This window comes from Rhodococcus opacus (assembly GCF_012396235.1).
Lineage (GTDB): Bacteria > Actinomycetota > Actinomycetes > Mycobacteriales > Mycobacteriaceae > Rhodococcus_F > Rhodococcus_F opacus.
In genome coordinates this window covers 46,768-73,073 of the sequence record NZ_JAAXPA010000002.1, presented here as the reverse complement: position 1 = coordinate 73,073, position 26,306 = coordinate 46,768, and the positions used below count along the sequence as shown (strand labels likewise).

General features: G+C 68.2%; 23 protein-coding genes. 15 read left to right on the top strand and 8 right to left on the bottom strand.

Going from position 1 to position 26,306, the window contains the following annotated elements; all coding sequences use genetic code 11:
* Window positions 1-2: 2 nt before the first annotated feature.
* Entirely contained in the window at window positions 3-1,652 is a 1,650-nt protein-coding gene (locus HGB39_RS02265; protein WP_064080344.1) for an amidohydrolase, read from the top strand.
* Between the two features lie 18 nt (window positions 1,653-1,670).
* Here HGB39_RS02265 and HGB39_RS02260 read toward each other — a convergent pair whose 3' ends face one another.
* Window positions 1,671-2,327 carry a TetR/AcrR family transcriptional regulator gene (locus HGB39_RS02260; RefSeq protein WP_005259929.1) on the bottom strand — a complete coding sequence of 219 codons (657 nt, stop codon included), beginning with the start codon at window positions 2,325-2,327 and terminating at the stop codon, window positions 1,671-1,673.
* A gap of 69 nt (window positions 2,328-2,396) precedes the next feature.
* Between HGB39_RS02260 and HGB39_RS02255 the strand changes: the two genes are divergently transcribed.
* From HGB39_RS02255 to HGB39_RS02220, 8 genes are all read left to right on the top strand, one after another.
* Entirely contained in the window at window positions 2,397-3,827 is a 1,431-nt protein-coding gene (locus HGB39_RS02255; RefSeq protein WP_005571850.1) for an APC family permease, read from the top strand.
* On the top strand, window positions 3,827-5,500 hold the full coding sequence (locus HGB39_RS02250; protein ID WP_005571848.1) for an amidohydrolase: 1,674 nt from the start codon (window positions 3,827-3,829) through the stop codon (window positions 5,498-5,500). The genes HGB39_RS02255 and HGB39_RS02250 overlap by 1 nt, the downstream gene beginning before the upstream one ends.
* Before the next feature lie 185 nt (window positions 5,501-5,685).
* Window positions 5,686-7,116 carry a gamma-aminobutyraldehyde dehydrogenase gene (locus tag HGB39_RS02245; RefSeq protein WP_005571847.1) on the top strand — a complete coding sequence of 477 codons (1,431 nt, stop codon included), beginning with the start codon at window positions 5,686-5,688 and terminating at the stop codon, window positions 7,114-7,116.
* Window positions 7,117-7,167: 51 nt separating this feature from the next.
* Window positions 7,168-8,508 (top strand): 4-aminobutyrate--2-oxoglutarate transaminase, encoded by a 1,341-nt coding sequence (gene gabT, locus HGB39_RS02240; RefSeq protein WP_005238605.1) that lies wholly within the window; start codon window positions 7,168-7,170, stop codon window positions 8,506-8,508.
* Window positions 8,509-8,589: 81 nt separating this feature from the next.
* Window positions 8,590-10,551 carry a primary-amine oxidase gene (locus tag HGB39_RS02235; protein ID WP_005571846.1) on the top strand — a complete coding sequence of 654 codons (1,962 nt, stop codon included), beginning with the start codon at window positions 8,590-8,592 and terminating at the stop codon, window positions 10,549-10,551.
* Complete coding sequence (locus HGB39_RS02230; RefSeq protein ID WP_005259940.1) at window positions 10,544-11,998, top strand: NAD-dependent succinate-semialdehyde dehydrogenase; 1,455 nt, start codon at window positions 10,544-10,546, stop codon at window positions 11,996-11,998. Before HGB39_RS02235 ends, HGB39_RS02230 begins: the two co-directional genes overlap by 8 nt.
* 34 nt (window positions 11,999-12,032) lie before the next feature.
* Window positions 12,033-12,923: a universal stress protein gene (locus HGB39_RS02225; RefSeq protein WP_005571844.1), complete on the top strand. Its 891-nt coding sequence runs from the start codon at window positions 12,033-12,035 to the stop codon at window positions 12,921-12,923.
* Between the two features lie 55 nt (window positions 12,924-12,978).
* Complete coding sequence (locus tag HGB39_RS02220; protein WP_005571839.1) at window positions 12,979-14,559, top strand: APC family permease; 1,581 nt, start codon at window positions 12,979-12,981, stop codon at window positions 14,557-14,559.
* Here the strand turns inward: HGB39_RS02220 and HGB39_RS02215 are convergent.
* On the bottom strand, window positions 14,519-15,130 hold the full coding sequence (locus tag HGB39_RS02215) for a TetR/AcrR family transcriptional regulator (RefSeq protein ID WP_005259946.1): 612 nt from the start codon (window positions 15,128-15,130) through the stop codon (window positions 14,519-14,521). The genes HGB39_RS02220 and HGB39_RS02215 overlap by 41 nt on opposite strands.
* Window positions 15,131-15,292: 162 nt before the next feature.
* On the opposite strand from HGB39_RS02215, the gene HGB39_RS02210 reads away from it, so the two are divergent.
* Entirely contained in the window at window positions 15,293-16,273 is a 981-nt protein-coding gene (locus tag HGB39_RS02210; RefSeq protein WP_005571829.1) for a nitrilase-related carbon-nitrogen hydrolase, read from the top strand.
* The gene (locus HGB39_RS02205; RefSeq protein ID WP_005571828.1) at window positions 16,273-17,295 is read left to right on the top strand and encodes an agmatine deiminase family protein; all 1,023 of its coding nucleotides are present in this window, start codon (window positions 16,273-16,275) and stop codon (window positions 17,293-17,295) included. Before HGB39_RS02210 ends, HGB39_RS02205 begins: the two co-directional genes overlap by 1 nt.
* Before the next feature lie 64 nt (window positions 17,296-17,359).
* Here HGB39_RS02205 and HGB39_RS02200 read toward each other — a convergent pair whose 3' ends face one another.
* The 4 genes from HGB39_RS02200 to HGB39_RS02185 form a co-directional block, all read right to left on the bottom strand.
* Window positions 17,360-19,333 (bottom strand): vWA domain-containing protein, encoded by a 1,974-nt coding sequence (locus tag HGB39_RS02200; RefSeq protein WP_005571827.1) that lies wholly within the window; start codon window positions 19,331-19,333, stop codon window positions 17,360-17,362.
* Window positions 19,333-20,718 carry an ATP-binding protein gene (locus HGB39_RS02195; protein ID WP_005238585.1) on the bottom strand — a complete coding sequence of 462 codons (1,386 nt, stop codon included), beginning with the start codon at window positions 20,716-20,718 and terminating at the stop codon, window positions 19,333-19,335. Before HGB39_RS02195 ends, HGB39_RS02200 begins: the two co-directional genes overlap by 1 nt.
* 63 nt (window positions 20,719-20,781) lie before the next feature.
* A complete protein-coding gene (locus tag HGB39_RS02190) occupies window positions 20,782-21,198 on the bottom strand; it encodes a DoxX family protein (RefSeq protein WP_005571826.1) in 417 nt (138 codons plus the stop codon).
* Window positions 21,195-21,608, bottom strand: coding sequence for a VOC family protein (locus HGB39_RS02185; protein WP_005259955.1), 414 nt, complete (start codon window positions 21,606-21,608; stop codon window positions 21,195-21,197). The genes HGB39_RS02190 and HGB39_RS02185 overlap by 4 nt, the downstream gene beginning before the upstream one ends.
* Window positions 21,609-21,744: 136 nt before the next feature.
* Between HGB39_RS02185 and HGB39_RS02180 the strand changes: the two genes are divergently transcribed.
* The gene (locus tag HGB39_RS02180) at window positions 21,745-22,389 is read left to right on the top strand and encodes an HxlR-like winged helix-turn-helix transcriptional regulator (protein ID WP_005571824.1); all 645 of its coding nucleotides are present in this window, start codon (window positions 21,745-21,747) and stop codon (window positions 22,387-22,389) included.
* 8 nt (window positions 22,390-22,397) lie between these two features.
* Here the strand turns inward: HGB39_RS02180 and HGB39_RS02175 are convergent, their stop codons facing one another.
* Complete coding sequence (locus HGB39_RS02175) at window positions 22,398-22,709, bottom strand: hypothetical protein (protein ID WP_005571823.1); 312 nt, start codon at window positions 22,707-22,709, stop codon at window positions 22,398-22,400.
* Window positions 22,710-22,873: 164 nt separating this feature from the next.
* Here HGB39_RS02175 and HGB39_RS02165 point away from each other — a divergent pair, with 164 nt between their 5' ends.
* Both HGB39_RS02165 and HGB39_RS02160 read left to right on the top strand, forming a co-directional pair.
* On the top strand, window positions 22,874-23,446 hold the full coding sequence (locus HGB39_RS02165) for a DUF4126 domain-containing protein (RefSeq protein ID WP_005259962.1): 573 nt from the start codon (window positions 22,874-22,876) through the stop codon (window positions 23,444-23,446).
* A gap of 17 nt (window positions 23,447-23,463) precedes the next feature.
* On the top strand, window positions 23,464-24,429 hold the full coding sequence (locus HGB39_RS02160) for an alpha/beta hydrolase family protein (protein ID WP_005571822.1): 966 nt from the start codon (window positions 23,464-23,466) through the stop codon (window positions 24,427-24,429).
* On the opposite strand, the gene HGB39_RS02155 is transcribed toward HGB39_RS02160, so the two are convergent.
* Entirely contained in the window at window positions 24,430-25,524 is a 1,095-nt protein-coding gene (locus HGB39_RS02155; RefSeq protein WP_005571820.1) for an N-acetylmuramoyl-L-alanine amidase, read from the bottom strand.
* 546 nt (window positions 25,525-26,070) lie between these two features.
* Here HGB39_RS02155 and HGB39_RS02150 point away from each other — a divergent pair.
* Window positions 26,071-26,304 (top strand): hypothetical protein, encoded by a 234-nt coding sequence (locus HGB39_RS02150; protein WP_005259967.1) that lies wholly within the window; start codon window positions 26,071-26,073, stop codon window positions 26,302-26,304.
* Window positions 26,305-26,306 lie beyond the last annotated feature (2 nt).

The window sequence follows — 26,306 nt, the reverse complement described above, 5'->3', positions numbered from 1 at the left end:
CCATGAACACCGACACGACGACCCACTACCGCGGCGGCCGGATCTTCACCGCCGCCGAACCCGCCTGGGCCGAGTCGATGATCGTCGAGGGCGATCGCCTCACCTACGTCGGCGACACCGCGACCGCCGACACGCTGTCCGGCGACGCCCGCGTCGTCGAACTCGGCGGGGCCTTCGTCCTGCCCGGCTTCATCGACGCCCACACCCACCTGCTGATGATGGGCCAGGCCCTCCAGAAGGTGGACCTGCAAAGCGCCGCCGATCTGAACGACATCCAGGACCGCATCCGCCGATTCGCCGCCGAGAACCCGGACGCACCCCGGCTCCTGGGACGCAGCTGGCTGTTTTCGGCACTCGACGGGCACCCGCCGACCCGGCAGATGATCGACGCGGCCGAGGCCGACCGTCCCGTGTACCTCGATTCCAACGATGTGCACTCGGCGTGGGTGAACACGGCGGCGCTCCGCGAACTCGGCATCGACGCGGACACTCCCGACCCGATCGGCGGCCGGATCGAGCGCGACCCCGTCACCGGCGAGGCCACCGGCATGCTCTACGAGACGGCGGTGACCCAGATCGTGTGGCCCGCCCTCGCGAAGCTGGTCAGCGACACCGAGCGGGATGTCGCCCTCGCGGCGACGTTCGAGCAGTATCTCGCGGACGGCGTCACCGGGGCGGTCGACATGGCGCTCGGCGCGGACGAACTCGAGGCGCTCGAACGCGCACTGGCCGCCGGCGGGGACACGCTGCCGCTCCGGGTGGCCGGGCACTGGCTGATCGAACGAACCGATTCGGACGAGGAGAACGTCCGCCAGGTGCACGAGGCGGTGGAGCACCACCGGCGACTGCAGGGTCCGTGGCTGCGGATGGCCGGGATCAAGATCATCATCGACGGCGTCATCGACAGCTGCACCGCGGCGATGAAGGAGCCGTACTCGGACGGGACGAACGCCGAACCGATCTGGGATCTCGCCTCGCTGGCACCGGTGGTCGTCGCAGCGGATGCCGCCGGCCTGCAGGTGGCGCTGCACGCGATCGGCGACGAGGCGTCGGAGATCGCGCTCGCCGCGCTCGAAAAGGCGATCGCCGCCAACGGGATTCGACCGCGTCGGCACCGGATGGAGCACCTGGAGACGATCACGAAGGACAACGTGCAGCGGCTTGCGCGCCTCGGCGTCGTCGCGTCGATGCAGCCGGTCCATGCCGATCCGGCGATCCAGGACAACTGGCGGGCGATGCTGGGCGACCATCGGGTCGAGCGGGCGTTCCCGTGGCCCGAGATGACCGCCGCGGGCGCCGTCCTCGCGCTGGGGTCCGACGCCCCCACGGCGCCGCATCCCCCGCTGCCCAACATGTACATCGCGACGACGCGCAAGTCCGCGATCGATCCGGCGCTCGCCCCGAACCTGCCCGAGTACGCACTGCCGATGGCCGACGCGCTCGCGCACGCCACCCGCGACGCCGCCTACTCGTGCCGCTGGGACGACCTCACCGGTCAACTCGTCACGGGCAAGGCCGCCGACTTCGTGGTCCTCGACGGTGATCCGTTCACCGCCGGCGCCGATTCCCTCCTCACCGCGCGGGTGCAGCTGACCGTGGTGGCCGGCTCGGTGCGCCACGAAGCGGAGGTGGCAGGCAGCCACCCGGCGTAGCCGACGCAGCCGGCCCGGTCAGTCCCGTTCGGCTGCGGCGTCTTCCGTGACGCCGCAGCCGATCTGCTCACAGAATCCCAGCATCGCCGTGCGCGCGGCATCGACGGTGATGAGACTGTTTCCCCCGACGATGTGCAGCCCGTAGGCGTCCTCGAGGGCCACCAGATTCATTGCCGCCTGGTCGATGTCGCCGCGCACGGTGAACTCCCCCGCCGCGTGCCCGTCGCCGAGGATGGCGCGGTACGTCGCGAACTGACGCAGATACATCTTCTGGACAAGTTCGTCGTGCAGCGCCGAAGTGCCTGTCATGAAGTCGAATTCGTACAACAGCCGCATCAGGGTGTCGTCGGGACCGCTCGGCAGCCCGGCGTCGATGGCCGTCCGCAGCTTGGCGGCGTACGACGACTGCGCGGCCACCGCCTCGTCGCGCAGGTCGCAGTAGCGCTCGGTGCCCGCCCGGTGGGCCTCGACGAGAAGCGAATCCAGATCGTCGAAGTAGTAGAGCAGCGCGCCGCGCGTCAGGCCCGCGCGCTTCGCGACATCGGTCAGGGACAGCGACCTGAGCCCGTGCGCGGATCCCGCCTGGAGTGTCGCCTCGATGAGCTCGGAACGCCGCTGCTTCTGAGTGTTCGGTCGCGCCATGCCGTTGACACTAGCCGACGTGATCTGTGACACTCGGCCCAGTTGTTTGACGGACATGTCAAAAAACTATTTCGCCCCTCCCCCTCCCCGAACGGACAGCTCATGGACCAGACCGCCCGGCCACCCACCGCCACTCCCCCCGCCGCACCCGGCACCTACGAGGCCTCGCTCTCCCGGAGCATCGGCGTTGGCGGAAACATCCTGATCACCCTGTCGTCGATCTCGCCGGCGTCGAGCGTCTTCATCCTCGGTGGTTCGGCGCTCGCCCTGTTCGGCACCGGCGTGCTCTGGGCGTTCCTCATCGCCGGCATCGTGAGCATCCTCATCGCCTTCTGCTACGCCGAACTCGCGTCCGCGTATCCCGTTGCCGGCGGCGACTACTCACTCGTGTCGCGGGCACTCGGACCGGCCTTCGGCGTCGCCACGTTCTTCATCAGCCTCATCTCCCTGCCGCTGATCATCGCCGTCTTCGCCCTCGGGGTCGCCGACTACCTGGGCGTCGCGATCCACGGCCTGTCGCCGCAGCAGACCGCGCTCGTCGTGGTCGTGATCACCACCGTGACCGCATGTTTCGACATCCGCACCAACGCATGGCTCACCGGGGTCTTCCTGGGCGTCGAGATGGCGGCGCTGGCTCTGCTCACCGTCCTCGGTTTCGTCCACATGGAACGGCCACTGACCAGCCTCCTCAGCCCGGAGGTTCTCGATCCGAGCACCGGCAACCTCGCACCACTGGCGATCTCCGGACTGATGCTGGCCGTCACCCAGGGAATCTTCGCGTACAACGGGTACGGCGGCGCCGTCTACTTCGCCGAGGAGACCAAGAACGCCGCCCGCTCGATCGCGAAGGCAGTGATCTGGAGCGCCGTCATCACCGTCGCCACCGAACTCGTCCCGCTCATCGCGATCCTGGTGGGCGCCCGCTCGCAGACCGAACTCTTCGGTTCCAGCCTTCCTGTCGAGGCATTCCTCACCGAACGCGCCGGTCACGCCGTCGCCATGGTGGTCCTGCTCTCGATCGCCCTCGCCGTGATCAACGCGATCATCGCGATCACGCTGCAGGCGGGCCGGCTTCTCTACGCCGCCGCACGCGATCGCGCCCTCCCCGAGACCGTCGCCGCGCCGCTGCAGACCGTCAGCGCCAAGGGCCGCGTCCCCGTCCTCGCCACCGTCGTGATGGGCGCCATCGCGTTCGCTGCGTGCCTCGTCCCGCTGGACGTCCTGCTCACCGCCACCGGGACGACCCTGACGTTCACGTACCTGTTCATCGCGCTGGCCGCGATCAACCACCGCCGCGGCGGCACCACCCGAATCGGCTACCGCATGCCGTTGTGGCCGCTGGCCCCGGGAATCTGCATCGCCGCGCTCGGCCTCGTCTTCGTCGTCACGCTGCTCGACCCGGAGCAGTGGCTCAGCCTCGGCATCTCCCTCGGACTCGTCACCGCCGGCTTCGTCTACTTCGCCCTGTACCTGCGACCGCGCAAGAACACCCACCTGCTGTTGCTGAACGCCGCCCCCGAGGAGAACTGCTGATGCTCGACCTGCTTCTGACCAACGGCGTCGTGCGGACGTTCGACACCACCGGCCGGGCCGAGGCCGTCGGCATCGCGGACGGCCACATCCGGTACGTCGGGACCACCGAGGACGCCCCCGCCGCCCGGCGCACCATCGACCTGCGAGGGCGACTGCTCACCCCCGGGATCATCGACAGCCACAACCACCTTCTCCTCGGATTCGATCCCGACGCCGTGAGCCTCGAAGGCGCACCCGACCTCACCGAGGTCCGGCGACGGATCGGCGCGCACGCGGCCACCCGCCCCGACCTCGACTGGATCTGCGCCGAGAACGCCGTCTACTCCGTGGTGACCGGGCGCCGCCCGAACGCCGCCGACCTACGCGGCCTCACGGACCGTCCGGTCTTCATCACCACCTACGACCAGCACTCGGTGTGGCTGAACGACGCCGCACTGCGTGTGCTCGGAATCGACCGCGGCACCCAGATCCCCTGGGGACGGCCGGAATTCGACGACGACGGCGTCCCCACCGGCTGGGTCACGGACTTCTACACCAGCGCGATGACGCGGGCCGGTCTGGCCGGTCTGCAACGCGACATCCCGATGTACTCCCCCGACCGCCGCTATCGGCGCATCACGTCCAGCCTGGAGATGGCGACCGCGAGCGGTATTACCACCGTCGTCGAACCGCAGGTCCCGCTGGCCGAACTCGATCTGATGTACCGGGCGCGCGCCGAGGGGCGGATGCACTCGCGGGTGATCACCGCCCTGTTCCACCCGGTCGGCGCCGACGCCGCGTTCCGCCGGGACCTGCGGGAGGCCGTGGACAGCGCACCCGTCGACGACATGCTCCGGCTCGGGCCGGTCAAGCTGTACGCCGACGACGTGATCGAACCGCACACCGCGGCCATGCTGTCCGACTACGCGAACCGGCCGGGGCATCGCGGCGCGCCCAGCCTGCCGCCGCAGGAGTTCACCGCGATGCTCACCGAACTCGACCGCCTCGGCTTCCAGACGCACACCCACGCCACCGGCGACTGGGGAATCCGGCTGGCGCTCGACTCGATCGAGCACGCCGGCCGCGCGAACGGGACGGTCGACCGACGGCACGGCATCGTCCACGTCGAATGCCTCCATCCCGAGGACCTTCCCCGGTTCCGGGAGCTCGGCGTGGTCGCGGCGATGCAGCCGCGGCACTGCTCTCCCGACCTCGTCGCGGGAACGTGGATGGAGAACGTCGGCGAGGACCGGTGGGACCGGGCGTGGCGATTCCGTTCGCTCGCCGAGTCGGGGGCGGCGCTGGCGTTCTCGAGCGACTGGCAGGTCGGGGAGATGGATCCGCTCGTCGGCCTGTACTCCGCCCTCACCCGCTCGGGTCTGGACGGCCGGACCGACTGGACTCCGCGCGAACGGATGGACCTGGATTCGGCGTTGCGGGCGTACACCCGCGGCGGCGCGTGGGCGTGGCACGCCGAGGACGAGCTCGGAGTGATCCGTCCGGGTGCCCGGGCCGACCTGGTCGTCTGGTCGGCGGACCTCTACACGCTCGAGCCCGGACAACTGCTGGACCAGCGGGCCGACCTCACCCTCGTCGGCGGCGCGATCGTGCACGACGCCGCCTCGGCGAGCGCCGTTGCGGACGTGCCCTTCGCCGGCTCCGGCGCGGCCGGCCACACCTGCTCGCACGGGTGACTCCGGATTGGACAACTCGGCGCGGCGGGGGGCGCGTCTTTCACCATTTTGTCAGCTGCCCCTGGCTTGTGAGGCAGCGCACACTTGTTTTCAGATGCTCTGCAACTCCGGACTCCGGTCGGACTGATCGACCGACGGTCCGTTCCGACACACGAGTTTCGACCCCACGAGAGGAACCGGTACGAATGTCGATCGACGTACTCGAGAACTACATCAACGGTGAGTTCGTCGCCTCATCCGCGACGGAGACGCTGGACTTGATCAACCCCGTGGACGAGAGCGTCGTCGGGCGTGCGCCCGTCTCCACCAAGGCCGACGTGGACGCCGCCGTCGAGGCAGCCGAGCGGGCCTTCGTCTCGTGGGGCAAGACCACCCCGAGCGTGCGGCAGACCGCGTTGCTGAAGCTCGCCGACGCGATCGAGGCGCACAGCGACGAACTCGTCGAGGCCGAATGCCGCAACACCGGGCAGCCCAAGCAGGTCATCGCCGACGAAGAGATCAAGGTGGGCGCCGACCAGCTCCGCTTCTTCGCGGGCGCGGCCCGGATGCTCGAAGGCAAGGCCGCCGGCGAGTACATGGACGGCTTCACGTCCTACGTGCGCCGCGAGCCGATCGGTGTCGTCGGTCAGGTCACCCCGTGGAACTACCCGTTCATGATGGCGCTGTGGAAGATCGGCCCCGCGCTCGCGGCAGGCAACACGATCGTGCTCAAGCCCAGCGACACCACCCCGAACAGCACGCTCGTCCTGGCCCGGCTGACCAAGGGGATCCTGCCGGACGGCGTCTTCAACGTCGTCCTCGGCAACGGCGAGACCGGCGCGACCCTCGTCGAGAACCCGGCCCTCGGACTGGTGTCGATCACCGGATCCGTGCGCGCCGGTATCGCCGTCGCCGTCTCCGCCGCACGCCAGCTCAAGCGCGCGCACCTCGAATTGGGCGGCAAGGCCCCCGCCATCGTCTTCGGTGACGTCGACATCGAGAAGACCGCGAGCGGCATCGCCGAGGCAGCCTTCTTCAACGGTGGCCAGGACTGCACCGCCGCCACCCGCGTCCTCGTCCACGAGTCCATCCACGACCAGCTCGTCGACGCCCTCGTCCGCAAGGCCGAGACGCTCGAGCCCGGTCTGCCGGACGACCCGGACGCGTTCTACGGCCCGCTCAACAACATCAACCACTTCAACGCGGTCAGTTCCAAGATCGCCTCGCTCCCCACCTCGGCCAAGATCGTCACCGGCGGAAAGCGTTCGGGAGAGCAAGGATTCTTCTTCGAACCCACCGTGATCACCGGCGTCGACCAGCGCGACGACATCGTGCAGGAGGAGACGTTCGGCCCCATCCTCACCGTGCAGAGCTTCTCCGATGAGAAGGAGGCCGTCACCCTCGCCAACGACGTCCGGTACGGTCTGGCGTCGAGTGTGTGGACCAACGATCACGGCGTCACGCAACGCCTCTCGGCCGCACTCGATTTCGGCGCCGTATGGATCAACTGCCACATCCCGCTCGTCGCCGAGATGCCGCACGGCGGATTCAAGTACTCCGGCTACGGCAAGGACCTCTCCGGCTACGGCGTCGAGGACTACACCCGCATCAAGCACGTCATGAGTTCCCACGACTGACGTCGCCCACCCCATACCCATCCACGTCACGACCCTGAGGACTGCACCAACATGAACGACATCCAGTACCGGCTGCCGCAGAAGCGCGCCCTGGTCACCGAGCTCCCCGGCCCGAAGTCGGCGGCCCTCACCGCACGTCGCCGCGCCACCGTGGCCGCGGGCGTCGGCTCCAGCGTCCCCGTGTACGCGGCGGATGCCGACGGTGGTGTGGTCGTCGACGTCGACGGCAACTCCCTGATCGACCTCGGCTCGGGCATCGCGGTCACCAGCGTGGGCGCGTCCGATCCGGCCGTCGCCGAGGCGGTTCGGGAGCAGGTCGGGCACTTCACCCACACCTGTTTCATGGTCACCCCGTACGAGGGCTACGTCCGCGTGGCGGAGGAGCTCGCCGCCCTCACCCCCGGCGACCACGAGAAGCGCACCGTCCTGTTCAACTCGGGCGCGGAGGCCGTGGAGAACGCGATCAAGGTTGCTCGCCTCGCCACCGGCCGCGACGCCGTCGTCGCGTTCGACCACGCCTACCACGGTCGTACGAACCTGACGATGGCCCTCACCGCCAAGTCGATGCCCTACAAGGCCCACTTCGGTCCGTTCGCGCCCGAGGTGTACCGGCTCCCCATGTCCTACCCCTACCGGGACCAGGACGGACTGACCGGTGAGCAGGCCGCCCAGCGCGCCATCAGCCAGATGGAGAAGCAGATCGGCGCCGATTCACTCGCGGCGATCATCATCGAGCCGATCCAGGGCGAGGGCGGATTCATCGTTCCCGCCGAGGGATTCCTCCCCACCCTGGTGAACTGGGCCCGCGCCAACGGCGTCGTGTTCATCGCCGACGAGGTGCAGACCGGGTTCTCCCGCACCGGCGCCTGGTTCGCGTGCGAGCACGAGGAGATCGTCCCGGACATCATCACGATGGCCAAGGGCATGGCGGGCGGCATGCCGCTGTCCGCGATCACGGGCCGCGCCGAACTCCTCGACAAGGTGCACCCCGGCGGTCTGGGTGGCACGTACGGCGGCAACCCCGTCGCGTGTGCCGCCGCGCTCGCGGCGATCGACAGCATGCGGAAGTTCGACCTGCCCGCTCGCGCACAGCACATCGGCGACCTGGCCCTGCCGCGGCTGAAGGCACTGGCCGCCGACGTCGGCGTCATCGGTGACGTGCGTGGACGCGGCGCGATGCTCGCGATGGAGTTCGTCAAGCCCGGCACCGACGAGCCGGACGCCGAACTGACGAAGGCGATTGCCGCCCATGCGCTCGAACAAGGTGTCATTCTGCTGACGTGCGGTACCTACGGAAACGTCATCCGACTGCTTCCGCCGCTGGTGATCAGCGACGATCTGCTCGACGACGCCCTGACCGTCATCGAGCAGATCGTGCGCTCGCTCGTCTGACCCGTGCGCCTTTTCGGTAGTCACCGCAACCGAAAAGGCGCACGAGCACGAAGTGCCCACCCCACGACCAGAGGAGACACCATGACCCGGACGACCACCGGCACGTTCCATCCTCTGGACCCGTTGGGGGCGGACGAATTCGCGCAGGCCGCGGCCGTCCTCGCCCGGGAACACGGGGTCGGGGACGGCTGGCGGTTCGCGTCGATCGAACTGGCCGAGCCCGGCAAGGCCGAGGTGTCGGCGTTCGACGCGTCGGGTACCGTCCCGGACCGCCGGGCCGTCGTCGTGTGCTTCGACCGCAACAGCGGAGACACCTACAAGGCGCTCGTCTCGCTCACGGGAGACAACGTGGTCTCCTGGGAGCACATCCCGGACGTCCAGGCGAATTTCACGGTGGACGAATGGGAAGAGGCGGACGCCTTCCTCCGCGGGCACCCGGACGTGATCGCGGCGCTCGCGAAGCGCGGGGTCACGGACATGAGCCTGGTGTTCATGGACGTGTGGACGTACGGCGACGCGGTGACCCCGGAGAAGTACAAGGGACGCCGGCTCGGCTGGTCGGACACCTGGGTCCGGGCGGCCGAGGGCGCCAACCCGTACGCGGGCCCGGTCAACGGTTTCCACTGTGTGATCGACGTCAACAAGATGGAACTGCTCGAGATCGAGGACACGTTCAGCGTCGAACGTCCCGAGGTCATGGGCGAGTACGTGCCCCGGCACATCCCGGAACGGATCCGCGACGCGAGCACGCGGCCGCCGCTGAAGCCGTTGGACATCGTCCAGCCGGAGGGACCGTCGTTCACGCTCGAGGGCAACAAGCTCGAGTGGCAGAACTGGTCACTGCGGGTGGGGTTCAACTACCGCGAGGGCATGACCCTGCACGCGGTGACCTACAACGACAACGGCCGGGTGCGCTCGATCGCGAACCGGATGTCGTTCGCGGAAATGGCGGTGCCGTATCGCGACACCAGCACCGATCACTACCGCCGCACCGCCTTCGACATCGGCGAGTGGGGCATCGGGTTCATGACCACGTCACTCACCCTGGGCTGCGACTGCCTGGGCGAGATCCGGTATCTCGACGCCGTACTCCACGACAGCCACGGTGTGCCGTTCACGATCGAGAACGCGATCTGTATCCACGAGGAGGACAACGCCGTCCTCTGGAAGCACGTCGACCACGATGCGGGCGCCGAGGTGCGCCGCATGCGGCGGCTGACGGTGTCGACACACGTGACGGTCGCGAACTACGAATATCTCGTCTACTGGCGGTTCTACCAGGACGGCAACATCGAATGCGAGGTCCGCGCCACCGGGATCATGGTGGTCAGCCACTTCCCGGAAGGCGGGGAGCACCCCAGCGGGACGCTCGTCGACAACCGCACGTACGCGCCGTTCCACCAGCACTTCCTGGTCGCCCGCCTCGATCTCGACGTGGACGGCACCGAGAACACGGTGTACGCGACCGAGACCGAAGTGGTGCCGATGGGCCCGGACAACCCTCTGGGTCTCGCGCTGCGCCAGAAGAACACCCCGCTGCGCACCGAACTCGAGGGCCGACAGGACTTCGACTGGCAGAGCCAGCGGGCGTGGAAGGTGGTCAACGACAACACGACCACCGGCCTCGGCACCGCCCCCGCCTACAAGCTCGTTCCCGGCGGCGCGATCCCGTCGATGTTCGACCCGGCGTCGCCGATCTTCCAGCGCACCGGTGCGATCGGCCACACCGTCTGGGTGACGCCCAACTCACCCGACGAGCGCTGGCCTGCCGGGGAATTCGTGAACCAGAGCAAGGTCGATCACGGACTTCCCGCCTGGACCGCGGCCGACCGCCCGATCGAGAACACCGACGTGGTGCTCTGGTACACGTTCGGTATCCACCACATTCCCCGGCCGGAGGACTGGCCGATCATGCCTGCGGACACCGTGTCCTTCTGGCTGAAGCCGGTCGGATTCTTCGACCGCAACCCCGCCCTCGACGTCGCCCCCACCCCGGAGGCGTGCGATCACCACCATTCCCACCACGAGGACTCCAATGACTGATTTCGAACGGCTCCGCGCCACCCTGCCCACCGGTCTGTGGATCGACGGCGCCCAGACCGACCCGATCGACGGCGGCACGTTCCCGGTCTACGACCCGGCCACCGGAACCCTGATCGCCGACGTCGCCGATGCCGGTGGCAAGGACGCGATGCGCGCACTGGACTCCGCCGCGGCGGTCCAGGAGGAATGGGCGGCGACCGCGCCGCGGCAGCGGTCGATCATCCTGCGCTCGGCGTGGGAGAAGGTCATCGAGCGCACCGACGACCTCGCGCTGCTGATGACGATGGAGATGGGCAAGGCCCTGCCGGAAAGCCGCGGCGAGGTGAACTACGGCGCCGAGTTCCTGCGCTGGTTCAGCGAGGAAGCCGTCCGCATCCAGGGCCGCTACACCACGTCACCGTCCGGCAGCGGACGGATCATGGTCACCAAGGTTCCGGTCGGACCCACCCTGGCCGTCACGCCGTGGAACTTCCCGCTCGCGATGGGCACCCGCAAGATCGGCCCCGCGCTCGCCGCCGGCTGCACGATCATCGTCAAGCCCGCCGAGGACACCCCGCTCACCATGCTGCTGCTCGCCGAGATCTTCGCCGAGGCAGGCCTGCCCGCCGGTGTGCTGTCGGTGCTGCCCGCGTCGAACGCCGCCGCCGTCACCGAACCGCTGCTCGCGGATCCGCGGCTGCGGAAGGTGACGTTCACCGGATCCACCCGGGTCGGCAAGATCCTCATCGAGCAGTCCGCCCAGCAGGTGCTGCGCACCTCGATGGAACTCGGCGGCAACGCCCCGTTCGTGGTGTTCGACGACGCCGACATCGACGCCGCGGTCGAGGGCGCGATGGCCGCGAAGATGCGCAACGGCGGCGAGGCCTGCACCGCCGCCAACCGCCTGATCGTGGCCAACTCGGTGCGCGAGGAATTCACCACCAAGCTCACCGACCGGATCGCCGCACTCACCGTCGGACCGGGCAGCGAGGACGGCACCAACGTCGGCCCCCTCGTCAACGAGAAGCAGCGCCGCAACGTGGCGTCCCTCGTCGACGACGCCGTCGCCGCGGGCGCCCGGGTCCGCACCGGCGGCAAGTCCGTCGACGGTCCCGGCTACTTCTTCCAGCCCACCGTCCTCGACGAGGTGCCCGCCAACGCGCGCATCGTCCGCGAGGAGATCTTCGGACCCGTCGCCGCGATCACCGGTTTCGACACCGAGGCCGAGGGCGTCGCCGCCGCCAACGACACCGAATACGGTCTCGCCGCATACATCTACACACAGAACGTCGACCGTGCGTTCCGCGTCGCCGACAAGCTCGAGAGCGGCATGGTCGGCGTCAACCGGGGAGTGATCTCCGACGTCGCCGCGCCGTTCGGTGGAGTCAAGCAGTCCGGCCTCGGCAGCGAAGGCGGCACCGAAGGCATCGAGGAGTACCTCGAGACCAAGTACGTCGGCTTCGCGTAAACCACCCGCCCCGAGACAGATCGGAACCGTCACCATGCGTTTGGTCGTTGGATATCTCGCCACCCCCAGCGGGGAGGACGGTCTTGCCCTCGGGGCGCAGCTCGCCCGCAGTCTCGGCGCACAGCTCGACATCTGCATGGTGCTCCCGCCGGACCGGACGGTCCCGGCGAGAGTTCCGGCAGAGACCGGCTACGACGACATCCTCGCCTCCCGTGCCCAGCGCTGGCTGGACGAGGCGAAGTCGTCGGTGCCGAGCGACATCGACGTGGACGTCCACCTGAGCTTCCACGATTCGTTCGCGCAGGGTCTCATCGACGAGGTGTCCCGGCTGGGGGCGCAGGCAATCGTCGTCGGCGCCGCCGGAGACGGCCTGCTGGGGCGGCACTCCGTCGGCTCCGTGTCGACGGAACTGCTGCACTCGGCGCACGTTCCGCTGGCCCTCGCGCCCCGCGGCTATCGGCATTCCTCCGCGAAGAAGATCCGCGAGGTCACCTGCGCGCTCGGGACCCGGACCGGGGCGGATGTGCTGCTGCGGACGGCGGTACGGACGTGCGAGCGGATGCAGACCCCGCTCCGCCTCGTCTCCCTCGTCGCACTCGACCCGCAGAACGACCTCCGCGATCACCGGGACACCCCCGACGACATCCGCGACCGGGCCGTCGCCCACGCGCAGAGCACCCTCGAAGTGGCGAAATCCGCTCTTCCCGAAGACTTTCCCGTGTCCGTCACGATCGCCGACGGATCCTCCGTGGAATCGGCGGTCCGCACACTCGACTGGCAGGACGGCGACCTCGTGATGGTCGGCTCCAGCCGGCTCGCCCAACCTCATCGACTGTTCCTGGGATCCACCGCGGCCAAGATGCTCCGCGTCCTGCCGGTGCCCATGGTGGTCGTCCCCAAGCAGGAGTTCGAAAACAGTGAGTAAACCGTCCGCGACACCCGCCCCGGATCCACGCTCGTTCCCGACCGGAGGTTCAGACATGACGAACAGCGAAGGCGCGCCGGCGTCGGCCGACGGCGCCGTGAGCGCCAAGGGGCTGGCCACCGGTGCGGTCGGGACATTCTCCGGGGCGATCCTCGGAATCTCGTCGGTGGCACCGGGTTACACGCTGACGGCCAGCATCGGGCTGATCGTCGCGGCCGTCGGGTTGAAGATGCCCGCCATCTTCATCGCCGGCTTCATTCCCATGTTCCTCACGGCGTACGCCTACCGTGAGCTCAATTCCGAATCCCCGGACTGCGGTGCGTCGTTCACGTGGTCGACCAAGGCGTTCGGTCCGTACGTCGGCTGGATGTGCGGTTGGGGCATGGTGATCGCCACGATCATCGTGCTCTCGAACCTCGCGGCGATCGCCGTGCAGTTCTTCTATCTGTTCATCGCGAAACTGTTCGACGCCCCGAGCATCGCGGATCTGCCGGGCAACAAATTCGTGAATGTGGGCACCACACTGCTCTTCATCGCGCTCGCCACGTGGATCGCCAGTCGCGGCATCACCACCAGTGAGAAGCTGCAGGTCGCGCTGGTCGGCTTCCAGATGGTGCTGCTCATCGCCTTCGCGGTGGTGGCACTGGTTCACGTCGGCAACGGGTCCGCCCCCGCCGGGCTGTCGTTCGACCTGAGCTGGTTCAACCCGTTCACGGGACTGGCCCTCGGTGCGTTCGTGATCGGCCTGACGGGTTCGATCTTCGCGTTCTGGGGCTGGGACACCTGCCTGACACTGGGCGAGGAGTCGAAGAACCCGAAGAAGACCCCCGGTCGCGCCGGCCTGCTGTGCGTCGCGACGATTCTGCTGACCTACCTGCTCGTGTCGGTCGCGGCGATGATGTATGCGGGCGTCGGCGAGGACGGTCTCGGCCTCGGCAACCCGGACAACTCCGAGAACGTCTTCGGCGCCCTCGCCGATCCGGTTCTCGGCAACTGGGGCGGCATGCTGCTGTTCCTCGCCGTGTTCGTCTCCTCGGTCGCGAGCCTGCAGACCACGTTCCTGCCCGCCGCGCGCACGATGCTGGCCATGGGCGCCTACGGCGCGTTCCCGAAGAAGCTCGCCGAGGTGTCGCCGCGGTTCCTGGTGCCGTCCTACGCGACCGTCGTCGCCGGTGTGGTGACCGCGGTCTTCTACACCGTCGTCACGTTCCTGTCGGAGCGCACACTGCTCGACACGATCGCCGCGCTGGGCATCATGATCTGCTGGTACTACGGCATCACCGCGTTCGCCTGCGTCTGGTATTTCCGGGGCCGGTTGTTCACGAGCGTGCGCAACGCCGTCTTCCGGTTCGCGTTTCCGCTGCTCGGCGGGCTGATGCTGTTCGCCGTGTTCGTCATCTCGATCGACGAGAGCATGGACCCGGAGAACGCGAGCGGTGCGTCCATCGGCGGAATCGGCCTCGTCTTCTTCCTCGGCTTCGGCATCCTCCTGCTCGGCGCCGTGCTGATGATGGTCATGCGCTTCCGCAATCCCGCCTTCTTCCGCGGCGAGACCCTCAACCGCGACACGTCGGCGTTGCGGGACGAGGGCGATCTCACGGCTCGAACGGAGCCTGCGCCACCAAGCCCGCGATAAGCGTCCGCAGCCCGAACTCGAATGCTGCATCCGCCCGTCCGGGGTTCGGCCCGGACGTGGCCAGGGCGGCCAGCATGGCCTCGTTCGCCTCCGGCGCCGTCGCCCAGACCACTTCGGGTGCGGCGAGGTCCAGCGCCGACCCGAGCACGAAGCTGTCGACCGTCGTGATGGCGTGCAGAATCTCTTCGGGCGTGAAGCCGCCGTCCGAGAATGCCTGCGCCAGCGCGTTGTACAGCCCGAATGCCACACCGGACTGCACTGTGTGCGCGGTGAACAGAGGAATCAGCCGAGGATGCTCGGCGTAATTGCGCCGATACTCGCGCGCGAGGCCGGCCACCGTCTCGCTCCACTTGCCGTCGGGGTCCGCCACCACGATGCCCGCCATCATGCGGGCACGCATCAGTTCGATGATCTCCGCCCTCCCGGACACGTGGTTGTACAGCGAGGAGGGCCGCACCTTCAGCCGTTCGGCGAGACCCGGCATCGTGAAGTCACCGGTGAGGTCCACCATGCGCATGGCAGCTTCGGTGATGATCTCCGGCGACAGCAGTCGCTGTGATGGCCGTGGCATGGGTGCCCTCCTGGTCGGTGTGTGTCACCGGCGACCAGGGTGGATACCGAAGGAATCGAATTCGTCACGCCCCACCCCTTGATCGCCGAGCATTCACCCACCATACTTAACGAATCCAATTCGTTTTAGGCGCTCGCCGAACCGAACATCCGAGGAAACACAATGTTGACGATTACCGCCCTCACCCCTCCCGAGTCCCTGTCGAGGACACGCGAGACGGGACGCACCCCGCTCCGTGTCGGTCTCGTCCAGCACCGCTGGCACGAGAACGATCAGGACCTGCGGGCCGAACTCGACGAGGGCATCGCCGCGGCAGCGAAACTCGGGGCGCGCGTGGTGTTCCTCCCCGAACTCACACTGAGCCGCTACCCCGCGTCGACGCCGGGTGGCGACAACCCGGGACGGACCGCCGAGGACCTCCTCACCGGCCCCACGTTCACGTTCGCCGCCAAGGCCGCCGCCGAACACGGCGTCCTCGTCCACGCCTCGCTGTACGAGCGGAACGACTCCGAGGACGGTGTGCAGTACGAGGACGGGCTCGGGTTCAACACGGCCATCCTCGTCGCCCCCTCCGGTGAACTGCTCGCCCGCACCCGCAAGCTGCACATCCCCGTCACCGCCGGCTACTACGAGGACACCTACTTCCGCGGCGGTCCCGCAACCGATCCGTACCCCGTCCACACCGCCGAGGCACTCGGCGGGGCGAAGCTCGGACTGCCGACGTGCTGGGACGAGTGGTTCCCCGAGGTCGCCCGCGCGTACTCGCTCGGCGGCGCCGAGATCCTGGTGTACCCCACCGCGATCGGCTCCGAGCCCGACCACCCGCAGTTCGACACCCAGCCGCTGTGGCAGCAGGTGATCGTCGGCAACGGCATCGCGAACGGCACGTTCATGGTGGTGCCCAACCGCCACGGCAGCGAAGGCCTCATCACGTTCTACGGCTCGTCGTTCATCTCCGACCCCTACGGCCGGATCCTCGCGCAGGCCCCGCGCGACGAATCCGCGGTCCTGGTCGCCGACCTCGACCTCCAGCAGCGCGAAGACTGGCTGGCCCTGTTCCCGTTCCTGGCCACCCGGCGCCCCGACACCTACGGCGTCCTCACCGAGCCGGTCGATCACGCCTCCCCGTTCGGGAGGGCCTGATGACCTGGCGCATGCCCGCGGAAGGCGAACTGCACGAACGCACCTGGATGGCCTACCCCAGTGAGGGCTACTCCCTGGGCGACACCCCCGAGGAACACCACGAGGCCCGCACCACGTGGGCCGAGGTGGCGCACGCGGTGTCCCGGTTCGAGCCCGTCACTGTCGTCGTCGACCCCGGACAGGTGTCGGCAGCCGAGGAGTACCTGTCCGCGGACATCGACATCGTCGCGGCGCCGCTGAACGACGCCTGGATGCGCGACATCGGACCCACATTCGTACTGTCCGAGGACGGACGCCTCGGCGGCGTCGACTGGATCTTCAACGGCTGGGGCGGCCAGGACTGGGCCCAGTGGGACAAGGACTCGAAGATCGGCGCACTGGTGGTCGAGCGGTCGGGGGCCGAGCTCGTCGACTCGCCCATCGTCAACGAGGGCGGCGGCATCCAGGTCGACGGCCTCGGCACCGTGCTGGTGACCGAGACCGTGCAACTCGACCCCGGCCGTAACCCGGAACTGTCGAAAGCCGACATCGAGGCCGAGCTCGCCCGGACGATCGGTGCCACGAAGGTCATCTGGCTGCCGCGCGGACTGACCCGGGACCAGGACACGTACGGCACACGCGGGCACGTCGACATCGTCGCCGCCATCCCGTCACCGGGCGTCGTCCTGGTGCACGACCAGCGCAACCCCGAACACCCCGACTTCGAGGTCAGCAAGGCCGTCATCGACGTGCTGAAGCAGACCACCGACGCCCGCGGTGAGTCGTGGGAGATCATCACCGTCCCCGCGCCGACAGTCCTGCGCGACGAGGAGGGTTTCGTCGACTACAGCTACATCAACCATTTCGTCGTCAACGGCGGCGTCATCGCGTGCAGCTTCGACGATCCCGCGGACGAGGAAGCGGTCGCGATCCTGTCGGCCGCCTACCCCGGCCGCACGGTCGTGTCGGTCGACGCCCGCCCGCTCTTCGCGCGCGGCGGCGGAATTCACTGCATCACCCAGCACCAGCCCGCTGTGCGCTGACGCGCCCGTGAGTACTTGTTAACCGCGGGCGGTTAATAAGTACTCACGGGTGGCGGAGCCGCACCTAGCGGCGGCGACGCATGTAGTCGCTGACGACGGCGGCGCCGAGACCGTCCAGCCCGGGCGCCACGACGCGTCCGCCGACCCGCTCGGCCATCCGGTCCACCACCCGCGCGAGACCGGGATCCTCACCGAGCCGGAAGAACGTGACGTGAGCGCCGAGGCGGGCAAGGGTGTCGAGTTCCCGGACCGTCAGACCGAGGGTCCGGGCGCTCGGCGGGTAGTCGAAGTACGCGAAGCCGTCCGGCTCGAGGTGGGCAGTCGGCTCACCGTCGGTGACGATCAGGACCACCGGCTGGGCGTTGGGGTGCCGGCGCAGATGCCGGGCCGCCAGCAGCAGCGCGTGGTGCAGATTGGTGCCCTGGTCCCACGCGCCGTCCAGGCCGGCCAGTTCCGCCGGCGTCAGCACCTGCGCGTGCCTGCCGAACGAGATGAGCTGCAGTTCGTCGCTGCGGAACCGGGTGCTCACCAAGTGGTTCAGGGCGAGGGCGGTGCGTTTCATCGGCACCCACCGGCCCTCCATCACCATCGAGAACGACGTGTCGACCAGCAACGCGACCGCCGCCTGCGACCGCTGCTCGGTCTCCATCACCTCCACGTCCGCCACCGACAATCGGACCGGGACGCGACCGCGCTCGACCGGATCGGATGCCGCCCGCAGCACGGCGTTGGTGATCGTGCGTGTGACGTCCCACGGCTCGGTGTCGCCGAACGCCCACTCGCGGGACGCGCCCGTCGGCTCCCCCATCGACCCGGCGCGGCGCGTCTCCCGTTGCCCGCCACGCGAAGACAGCTGCTGCGCCACGTCCCGCAGAGCCGTCTGACCGAGTTGGCGCATCGCCTTGGGCGACAGGCGCCACTGGCCGTCCGCCCCGCGGTCGAGGAAGCCCTGGTCTCGCAGGGCCTTCTCGAGTTCGGCGAGGGTCTGCGCGTCGGCCGCCGCCTCGTCGCCCAGTTGCCGGGCCAGAGTCTCCGCGTCGATGTCGTCGAGTTGTGCGCCCGCGTACTGCTGCGACAGTTGCTCGGCGAGCGACTCGAGTTCCGCGATGTCCTGCAACGCCCCGGTGCCCTCGCCCAGGCCCATGCCGTCGTCCCCGCGGAACCGCTGCGCGCCCTGCCAATCCTCGCCCGGGCGCGCGGCCTGCAGGTGCTGGTCGAGGCGGTCCAGCTGTCCGATCAGCGACGGATCGCCGAACGCCTGCTGCGCCAGCGCATCCAGTTCGTCGCGCTGCTCCTGCGACAGCGAATTCCGCAGGCGCTGCGCCGCCGCCGCCCGCTGCGCCAGCGAATCGAGCAGTTCCTCGACGTTTTGCGGGTTCTCGGGGAAGTACTCCCCGTGCTTGTCCATGAACTCGTCGAACTGTTCCTGCGTGTCCTCGCCGCGCGAATGCTTGTCGAGCAGGTCGTTGAGGTCGGCGAGCATCTCCCGGATGCGTTCGCGGTCTTCTTCCGTGGCACCCTCGAGGGCCTGTTTCATGCCGGCGAACCGCTGGTCCAGCATTTCGCGGCCGAGGAGGTCCCGGATCTTCTCGTAGTCCTCGCGTGCTTCCGAACTGCGCCAGTCGTAGTCGGCGAGTTCCTGCACGGCCTGCGCGGTGGACGACGACAGTTCCTCGAGGCGCATCTCCGAGAATCGGGCGTCGTCGTCGAGCGCGCGGGCCAGTGTCTTGCGTTCCTCGAGCACCGCGCGGTCGAGGAGTTCCCGGACCTCTTCGAGTGTGCCGTTCAGGTTGTTCCGCTTCAGCAGTTCACGGCGACGCCGATTGGCCTCGGCCGCAAGCTCGTCCAGGCCGCGCATGTCCCGGTTGCCGCGCCGGAGCATCTCGCGCAGCGCCTGCCGCGGCGACGTGCCGGCGAACACGTCGTCGCCGATCGCGGCCAGGGCCTCACGCAGGTCCACCGGCGGCGCCAGCGGATCACCGCCCTCGTACGGCCCGTACCGCGCGTTGTGCGGTCCGCGCTCCGCCTTGCGGGACATTACGAATACACCGTCTGCCCGTTGATGTCCGGGTTCTTCGAGATCCGCCGCGCCAGGTACAGGCCTTCGAGGGCGAACTCGGCGGCCGCGGCCCGCTCGCCGTCGGACTCCGCGCCCAGACGCTCGGCCAGCTCGTCGAGGACCTCGAGTTCGGGCAGCTCGTTCAGCAGTGCCTTCGCCGTGATCCGTTCACCGGTCACCACCGGGTCGCCCTGTTCGACCGCGTCCACGAGTTCCGCCAGGTCGATGCCGCCGAGCCGGGTGCGGACGGTGTCGGCCGTCGCCCGCCGGAGCAGGTGCTCGAGGACCTCGATCTCGCGCCCTTCCTCGCCGGATTCGAATTCCACCTTGCCCCGCAGGACGTCGACGACGGTCTCCAGGTCGACCGGCCGCGCGACCGGGTCGGCTTCACCGAGCACGGCGCCGCGATGCACCGCAGCGGCACTGACGGTTTCGGCGCCTGCCACCGCGAAGCGGGCGGACACACCCGATCGCTGATCGACCGACGTCGACTCGCGGAGCAGACGGGTGAACCGGGCCAGGATCTCGAGGAGGTACTCGGGCACCTCCGCGGTGAGGTGCGCTTCCTGGAGGATGACCGCGACTTCGTCGTCGAGCCGGGTCGGGTAGTGCGTCCGGATCTCGGCGCCGAACCGGTCCTTCAGCGGGGTGATGATGCGACCGCGGTTCGTGTAGTCCTCCGGGTTCGCGCTGGCCACCATCAGGACGTCCAGCGGGAGCCGGAGCGTGTACCCGCGGACCTGGATGTCGCGTTCCTCCATGACATTGAGCAGCGACACCTGGATTCGCTCGGCGAGGTCGGGCAGTTCGTTGATGGCGACGATGCCCCGGTGCGCACGGGGAACGAGCCCGAAGTGAATGGTTTCCGGGTCGCCGAGACTCCGGCCCTCCGCGACCTTGACCGGATCCACGTCGCCGACGAGGTCCGCCACCGACGTGTCGGGGGTCGCGAGTTTCTCGGAATACCGCTCGCTGCGGTGCCGCCATGCGACGGGGAGGCTGTCGCCCAGTTCCTGCGCCCGGCGGATGGACGCCGGGGTGATGGGCTCATAGGGATGCTCCCCGAGTTCGGAACCGGCGATCACCGGGGTCCATTCGTCGAGGAGCAGATTGAGGGTGCGGAGGAGGCGGGTCTTGCCCTGACCACGTTCGCCGAGCAACACCACGTCGTGACCGGCGATGAGAGCCCGTTCGAGCTGTGGTTCCACCGTCTCCTCGAAACCGACGATGCCGGGCCACGGATCACGGCCGTCGCGTAGGGCCGCGAGCAGATTCTCGCGGATCTCTTCCTTGACGGTGCGTTGAATGTGGCCCGACTCGCGGAGCTCGCCGACGGTGGAAGGTCTGTGTTCCGATGACGTCACCACTCCACGCTACGAGGATTCGAGCGAATCGGCACGCGGTTAACGCGCGCCGACCCGCCCGGGTCAGTCCTCGCGGCGCAGCGGGAGCAGTTCGCGGACCTTGCGGTCGCGCAGGTACAGCCCCGCCCAGACTGCGATTCCGACGTACACCGCGAACAGCACCGTGCTGAACAACGGCTTCTCGACGCGCCAGTTGGTGAGTACCGCCCCACCGAGGTAGCCGGTCAGCAGCACCGCCCCCAGCGGGGCCGTTCGCGGCACCAGGTAGAGCACCGTGCAGAGGAGCAGCACCACTCCGATCGGCACGATGATGTGCATCGGCAATCCCAGTTCGGCGGCCGAGTCCTCCACCGGTCCGATCTTCAGGAGCTTGCCGACCGCGTCGAAGAGGAGGAAGGCGCCGACGAGTCCGCTGAGGACCCAGCCCACCGTGCGTGCGGTTCCCGACTCCGCCATCACGGGTGTGGTCGCGGTGCTCACGACTCCTGCCCCTGCGCTGCATCGACATCCATCCACATGACCTCCCAGAGGTGACCGTCCGGGTCCTGGAAGCTGCGGCCGTACATGAATCCCTCGTCCATCGGATCGTTGGAGAAGGATCCGCCCGACGCGAGCGCCTTGTCGGCCAGCGCGTCGACGGCCTCCCGGCTGTCCGCGGAGATGCAGATGATGGATTCGGTGGTCGTGGTGGCGTCCGCGACGGCCTTCTTGGTGAAGGTGGAGAAGAACTTCTCCGTCAGCAGCATGACGTGGATCTGCTCGCTGACGACGATCGACGACGCGTTCTCGTCCGAGAACTGGGGGTTCTTCCGGTAGCCGAGCGCCTCGTAGAAGGCCGTCGATTTGCCGAGGTCCTTCACGGGGAGGTTCACGAAGATCATGGTCGACATCGAATTCTCTTTCCGTCGGTGGAGCTGAGTGTTTTCGGGTGACGAGCCGTGCGACCTTGTGGAGCAGATCACGTATCAATGTTGCAAAAAGAAACCTATTGATGTCAATAGGCAACTTCGGTCTATAGTTGAAACCATGGCACGGCAGACTTACGGGCAGTACTGCGGACTCGCGCATGCCCTGGACATCGTGGGACAACGCTGGGCACTGCTCATCGTCCGAGATCTCCTGGTCGGACCGCGGCGATATACGGATCTCAAGCAGGGTTTGCCGGGCATCCCGTCCAACATCCTGTCGGCGCGCCTGAAGGAACTCGAGGACGCCGACGTGATCGCGCGCCGCGCGCTGCCCCGGCCGTCGAACGCGGTGGTCTACGAACTGACCGACTACGGCAACGCCCTGGAGGACGCCGTGAAGTCGCTGGGCCGGTGGGGCGCCCGCACCCTCGGCGAACCCGACCCGGACGATGCCGTGACCGTCGACTCGATGGTGATGGCGCTGCGATCGACGTTCCACCCCGACGCCGCACGGGACGTCACACTCACCTACGAATTGCGGCTCGGGCCGATCGTGCTGTCCGCCCGCATCGACCGCGGCGCACTCGAGGTCGTGGAGGGCGCAGCCGACCAGCCCGACCTCGTGATCGAGACCGGGCCGGCGGTGAAGGCACTGATGGCACGCGAGATCACCCCGGAGGACGCCATCGCCGTCGGCAGCGTGTCCGTCACCGGCGATCCGGCGCTGCTCGCCACGTTCGCCGACGTCTTCAGCATTCCCTGAGAGTGCGCCTACGCGGCGACACCATACGAGACCAGGGCGTCCAACTCGTACCACGCGGAGCGGTAGCGCTCGAGTGTCACCGGATCAGCCTCCGCCAGAAGGGAATCGAGCAGGACTCGCGGATCGTCGCGCCATGCCCGGACCACGTCCGCGACCGCGCGGTTCGAGAACAGACCCGACCCGGTGAGCGCGGACACCCACTCGTCGATCGCTCCCCGGTGAATCCGCTCGACGGCCTCCCGGCGGAATCCGCCGTCGACGAAGTCGAGGGAGAACATGGCGGCGACGACATCACCGGTGGTCAGCTGTACGACGTTCATGGTGCGGCACCTTCCTGGAGTCGGGGGCTGTTCTCGGACGTAATCCGTTGGAACAACTGGTGATGCAGACGCTAATCGCCGATTGTGTGAGTTCTGTGATGCTTCTCTGAGATCTCGGCCGCGATGCCCGCCTGCCGTGATAGCCGAGCTTCTACACTCCGTGCATGGAGACGTGGGTTCTGCCCGGACTGCTCGGCCTCGGCCTCGCCGCCGCGTCGGGACTGCGCACGTTCCTGCCGTTGCTGATGCTCAGCGCCGCGGTGCACTTCGAGGTGCTCGGGATCACCCTGAACGAGTCGATGCGGTGGCTCGGTTCGACCGGGGCGCTGGTCGCGCTGTCGATCGCGACAGCGGTGGAACTGACCGCCGATCTCATCCCGTTCGTCGACAACGCGCTGTCCGTGATCGGCAACGTCACCGGTCCCGCGGCGGGTGTCATCGCGACCTGGGCGGCCTTCGCGGACGTGGACCCGTCGACCGCCGCGATCGCCGGAATCGTCATCGGCGCGCCCACCGCTCTGGCGTTCAGCACCGCGCAGACCGGGACCCGGGCGGTGAGCACCGCCTCCACCGGCGGACTGGCCAATCCCGTGGTGTCGGTGATCGAAGACGTGGTCTCGTTCGTCACATCCCTGATCGCCCTGCTGCTTCCGCTGCTCGTCATCCCGCTACTCGCATTCCTGCTGTGGTTCGCGTGGCGAGGGGTGCAACGGGTGCGGCGACTGCGCGCGACGTGAACTGGTAGACAGTCCCCATGCCTGACACCGAGATCACGTTCGACAGCGGTGCCGTCACGTACTACGGCAGCCTGCGCACCCCCGACCACGCGAACGGGTCGGCACCCGCCGCGCTGCTGCTCGCCGGCAGTGGTCCCACCGACCGCAACGGCGACAGCGCCCTGCTCCCCGGTGACATCGGAACGCTCCGCCATCTCGCCGACGTGCTCGAACAGCACGGCATCTCCAGCCTGCGCTACGACAAGATCGGCAGCGGCGAGACCGCCCTCGGCCCCTACGAGGTGGAAGAAGTCGGGGGTCTCGGATTCACCACCTTCGTCGACGCCGCGTCCGCGGGCCTCGACTTCCTGGCCGCCCAACCCGGGGTCGACCCGTCGAAGCTTATCGTCATCGGTCACAGCGACGGCGGACTCGTCGCCCTCGCGCTCGCCACCGCGGAAGACGAGTCGCGGGTGCGCGCCGTCGGACTGCTCGAACCGCTGAGTGTCCGGCTCCTCGACCTGCTCACCACACAGATCCACGGTCAGCTCGACGCCGTCGTCGGCACCGGCCAGCTGCCGGTGGAACTCGCCGACGAACTCCGGCTCGCGCTCGCGGACACCGTCGAATCGCTCCGCACGTCGGGCACGATCCCCGACGACCTTCCGGAACCGTTGCAGAACGCCGGGCTGGTCCATGCCAACGCGAAGGCCCTCGCGGAGGAGGACGCTCTCGACCCGCGCGCACTGGCCGGCCGGCTGCCCGCCGGGTTCCCCGTCCTCACCAGCTGCTCCGCCAAGGACATCCAGGTACAGCTCGCGGACGTCGACGGCCTGAACGACGCCCTCGCGCACACCGCGCTGACGCCGGTGCGGATGACGAACGCCAATCACGTCCTCAAGGACGTCGGCGACCGTCCGTCCACCGGACCGGATTACGTGGAACCGCTCCCCTACTCGGCGGAGTTCAGCGACCCGTTCAGCAGGTGGATCGCCGCTCTGTGATCAGTTCCCGCCGGCTCCGGTGATCACGGCCATCAGTGTGCTCGCCAGTTCGGACACGAGCCCCAGGTTCTTGTCGTTGACGAGATCCTCGAGCCCGTCGAGGCCCTCGACCTCGAGCAGCGGCGCGAGCATCTCCATCAACTCGGAGAACTCCGCCGACTCCGGGGCCGTCGACTGCGGGGTGGCCTTCGGGGTGGTCGCCTTCGGCGTCGTGGTGGTGGTCGACGACGCGCTGTCCTCGCTCGCCTCGGGCGTCGTCGTGGTGGCCGCCGGTGCTGCCGCGAGTTCCTCGGCCGGCGCCGACTGGGACCCCGTCAGCAGGTAGGTGACGATGCCCGTCGTGATGGTGATCGCGTGCTTCAACTGGCCGTCGGTGCTCTCCAGCTGGGCGGAGTCTTCCTTGTTGGAACCGTTGCCCATCTCGACGAACACCAGCGGCACCTGAGTCAGCGCGGGCCCGGCTACATCGGCGCGGGTCTGGAGGCCGTCGTTCACGCCGGCGTAGTTGGCGGGAACGAATCCGTCCGACTTGTAGGCGTCGCGCATCATCTTCGACGCCTCGAGGCCGCCACCGGACTGCGCCGCGTCCGCCTTCTCGTCGGGAATGGGCAGCGACGGGATGATCATGTGGAACCCGTGCTTGCTCGCGTCCTCGCCCTGCGCCGTCGAGTCCGCGTGAATGCTCACCGCGACGTCGGCATTCGATTCGCTTGCCGCACGCGCTCTTTCGTCGACGCATCCGCCCCAGCCGGTGTCGTCCTGACGGCTCAGGACGACCTTCGCGCCGAGACTCTCGAGGCTGCTCTTCACCAGCTGGGAAACGTTCCAGTTGATCGTGTGCTCGGGCACCCCGCCCAGCGACGTCATGCCACTGGTCTGGCAGTCCTTCGTGTTGCCCCGGCCGTCGTTCACCTGCTGCGCGAGGTCGTGGCCCTCGCTCGAACCCTGATGTCCGGGGTCGAGGAACACCGTCATCCCGGACAGTTCGGTGCCGGTCGCCGTCGCCGCGGGTTCTGCCGAAGCCTGAGCAGGGATGAGCACGGACGCACCCAGGACGCAGGCGCCGAGGCCGGCCTTGATCGCAAATCGGTTCATAACGGGAATGGGCGCACCGTCGCAGTCCGGGCGCCACTCTCCTTCCACAGGTGCCACTCGAGTCACATCAGCCCCGAGTGAATCAGCTGCACCGTACGTGCGGGCAGCTCGAGGCCGGATCGAAAGCAAGCTGTGACCAAAGTGTGGGATTCGACAGATGCGCACCGATCAGCCACACGCCGACGCAATCGCCGGTGCTTCATACGAATCCGTGCGCGGAGGTGAACGGGACGGCAACTCTGGGCCAAGAGCCGCTGCTCAACCCTGCATTTCGGCGCAGCGGCCGGATAATGGAAGTGCAAACCCTCAACCGGTGCTGTACGGTCATCTACCAACCAGCAACGACACGCAGAAAGGTACGGACATGATGCAGCTTCACGCGCTCTTCGCATCCGTACCCGCATGGCGTCGCTGCTCCGCCGACAAGCACATCACCAAGTTCGGCGCACCCCGAGAATGTTGAGACTCACACCACGTCATTCTCGGGCACCCAGGGCAAACCCCTCGGGTGCCTTTTCTTTTACCTTTCACTTTCAGGAGCACCCCATGAAACTTCGCATCAACCAGCTGTCCACCTCTCCCCCGTATCTCGACCTGCCGGACGACCTCACCGGGTACGCCGTCACCCTCGACCTGTCGCACTGCGATGCCGCCCACGAGGCCGGCCTGGGTGAGCTGATCAGCGAGGTCCGCAGCCGCGGCGCCGCCCGCGTGGTCATCACCGGTTCGCCGCGCGAACTCCAGGGCACGGCCCGAGCACACGGGGCCGCAGCCGCCTGACG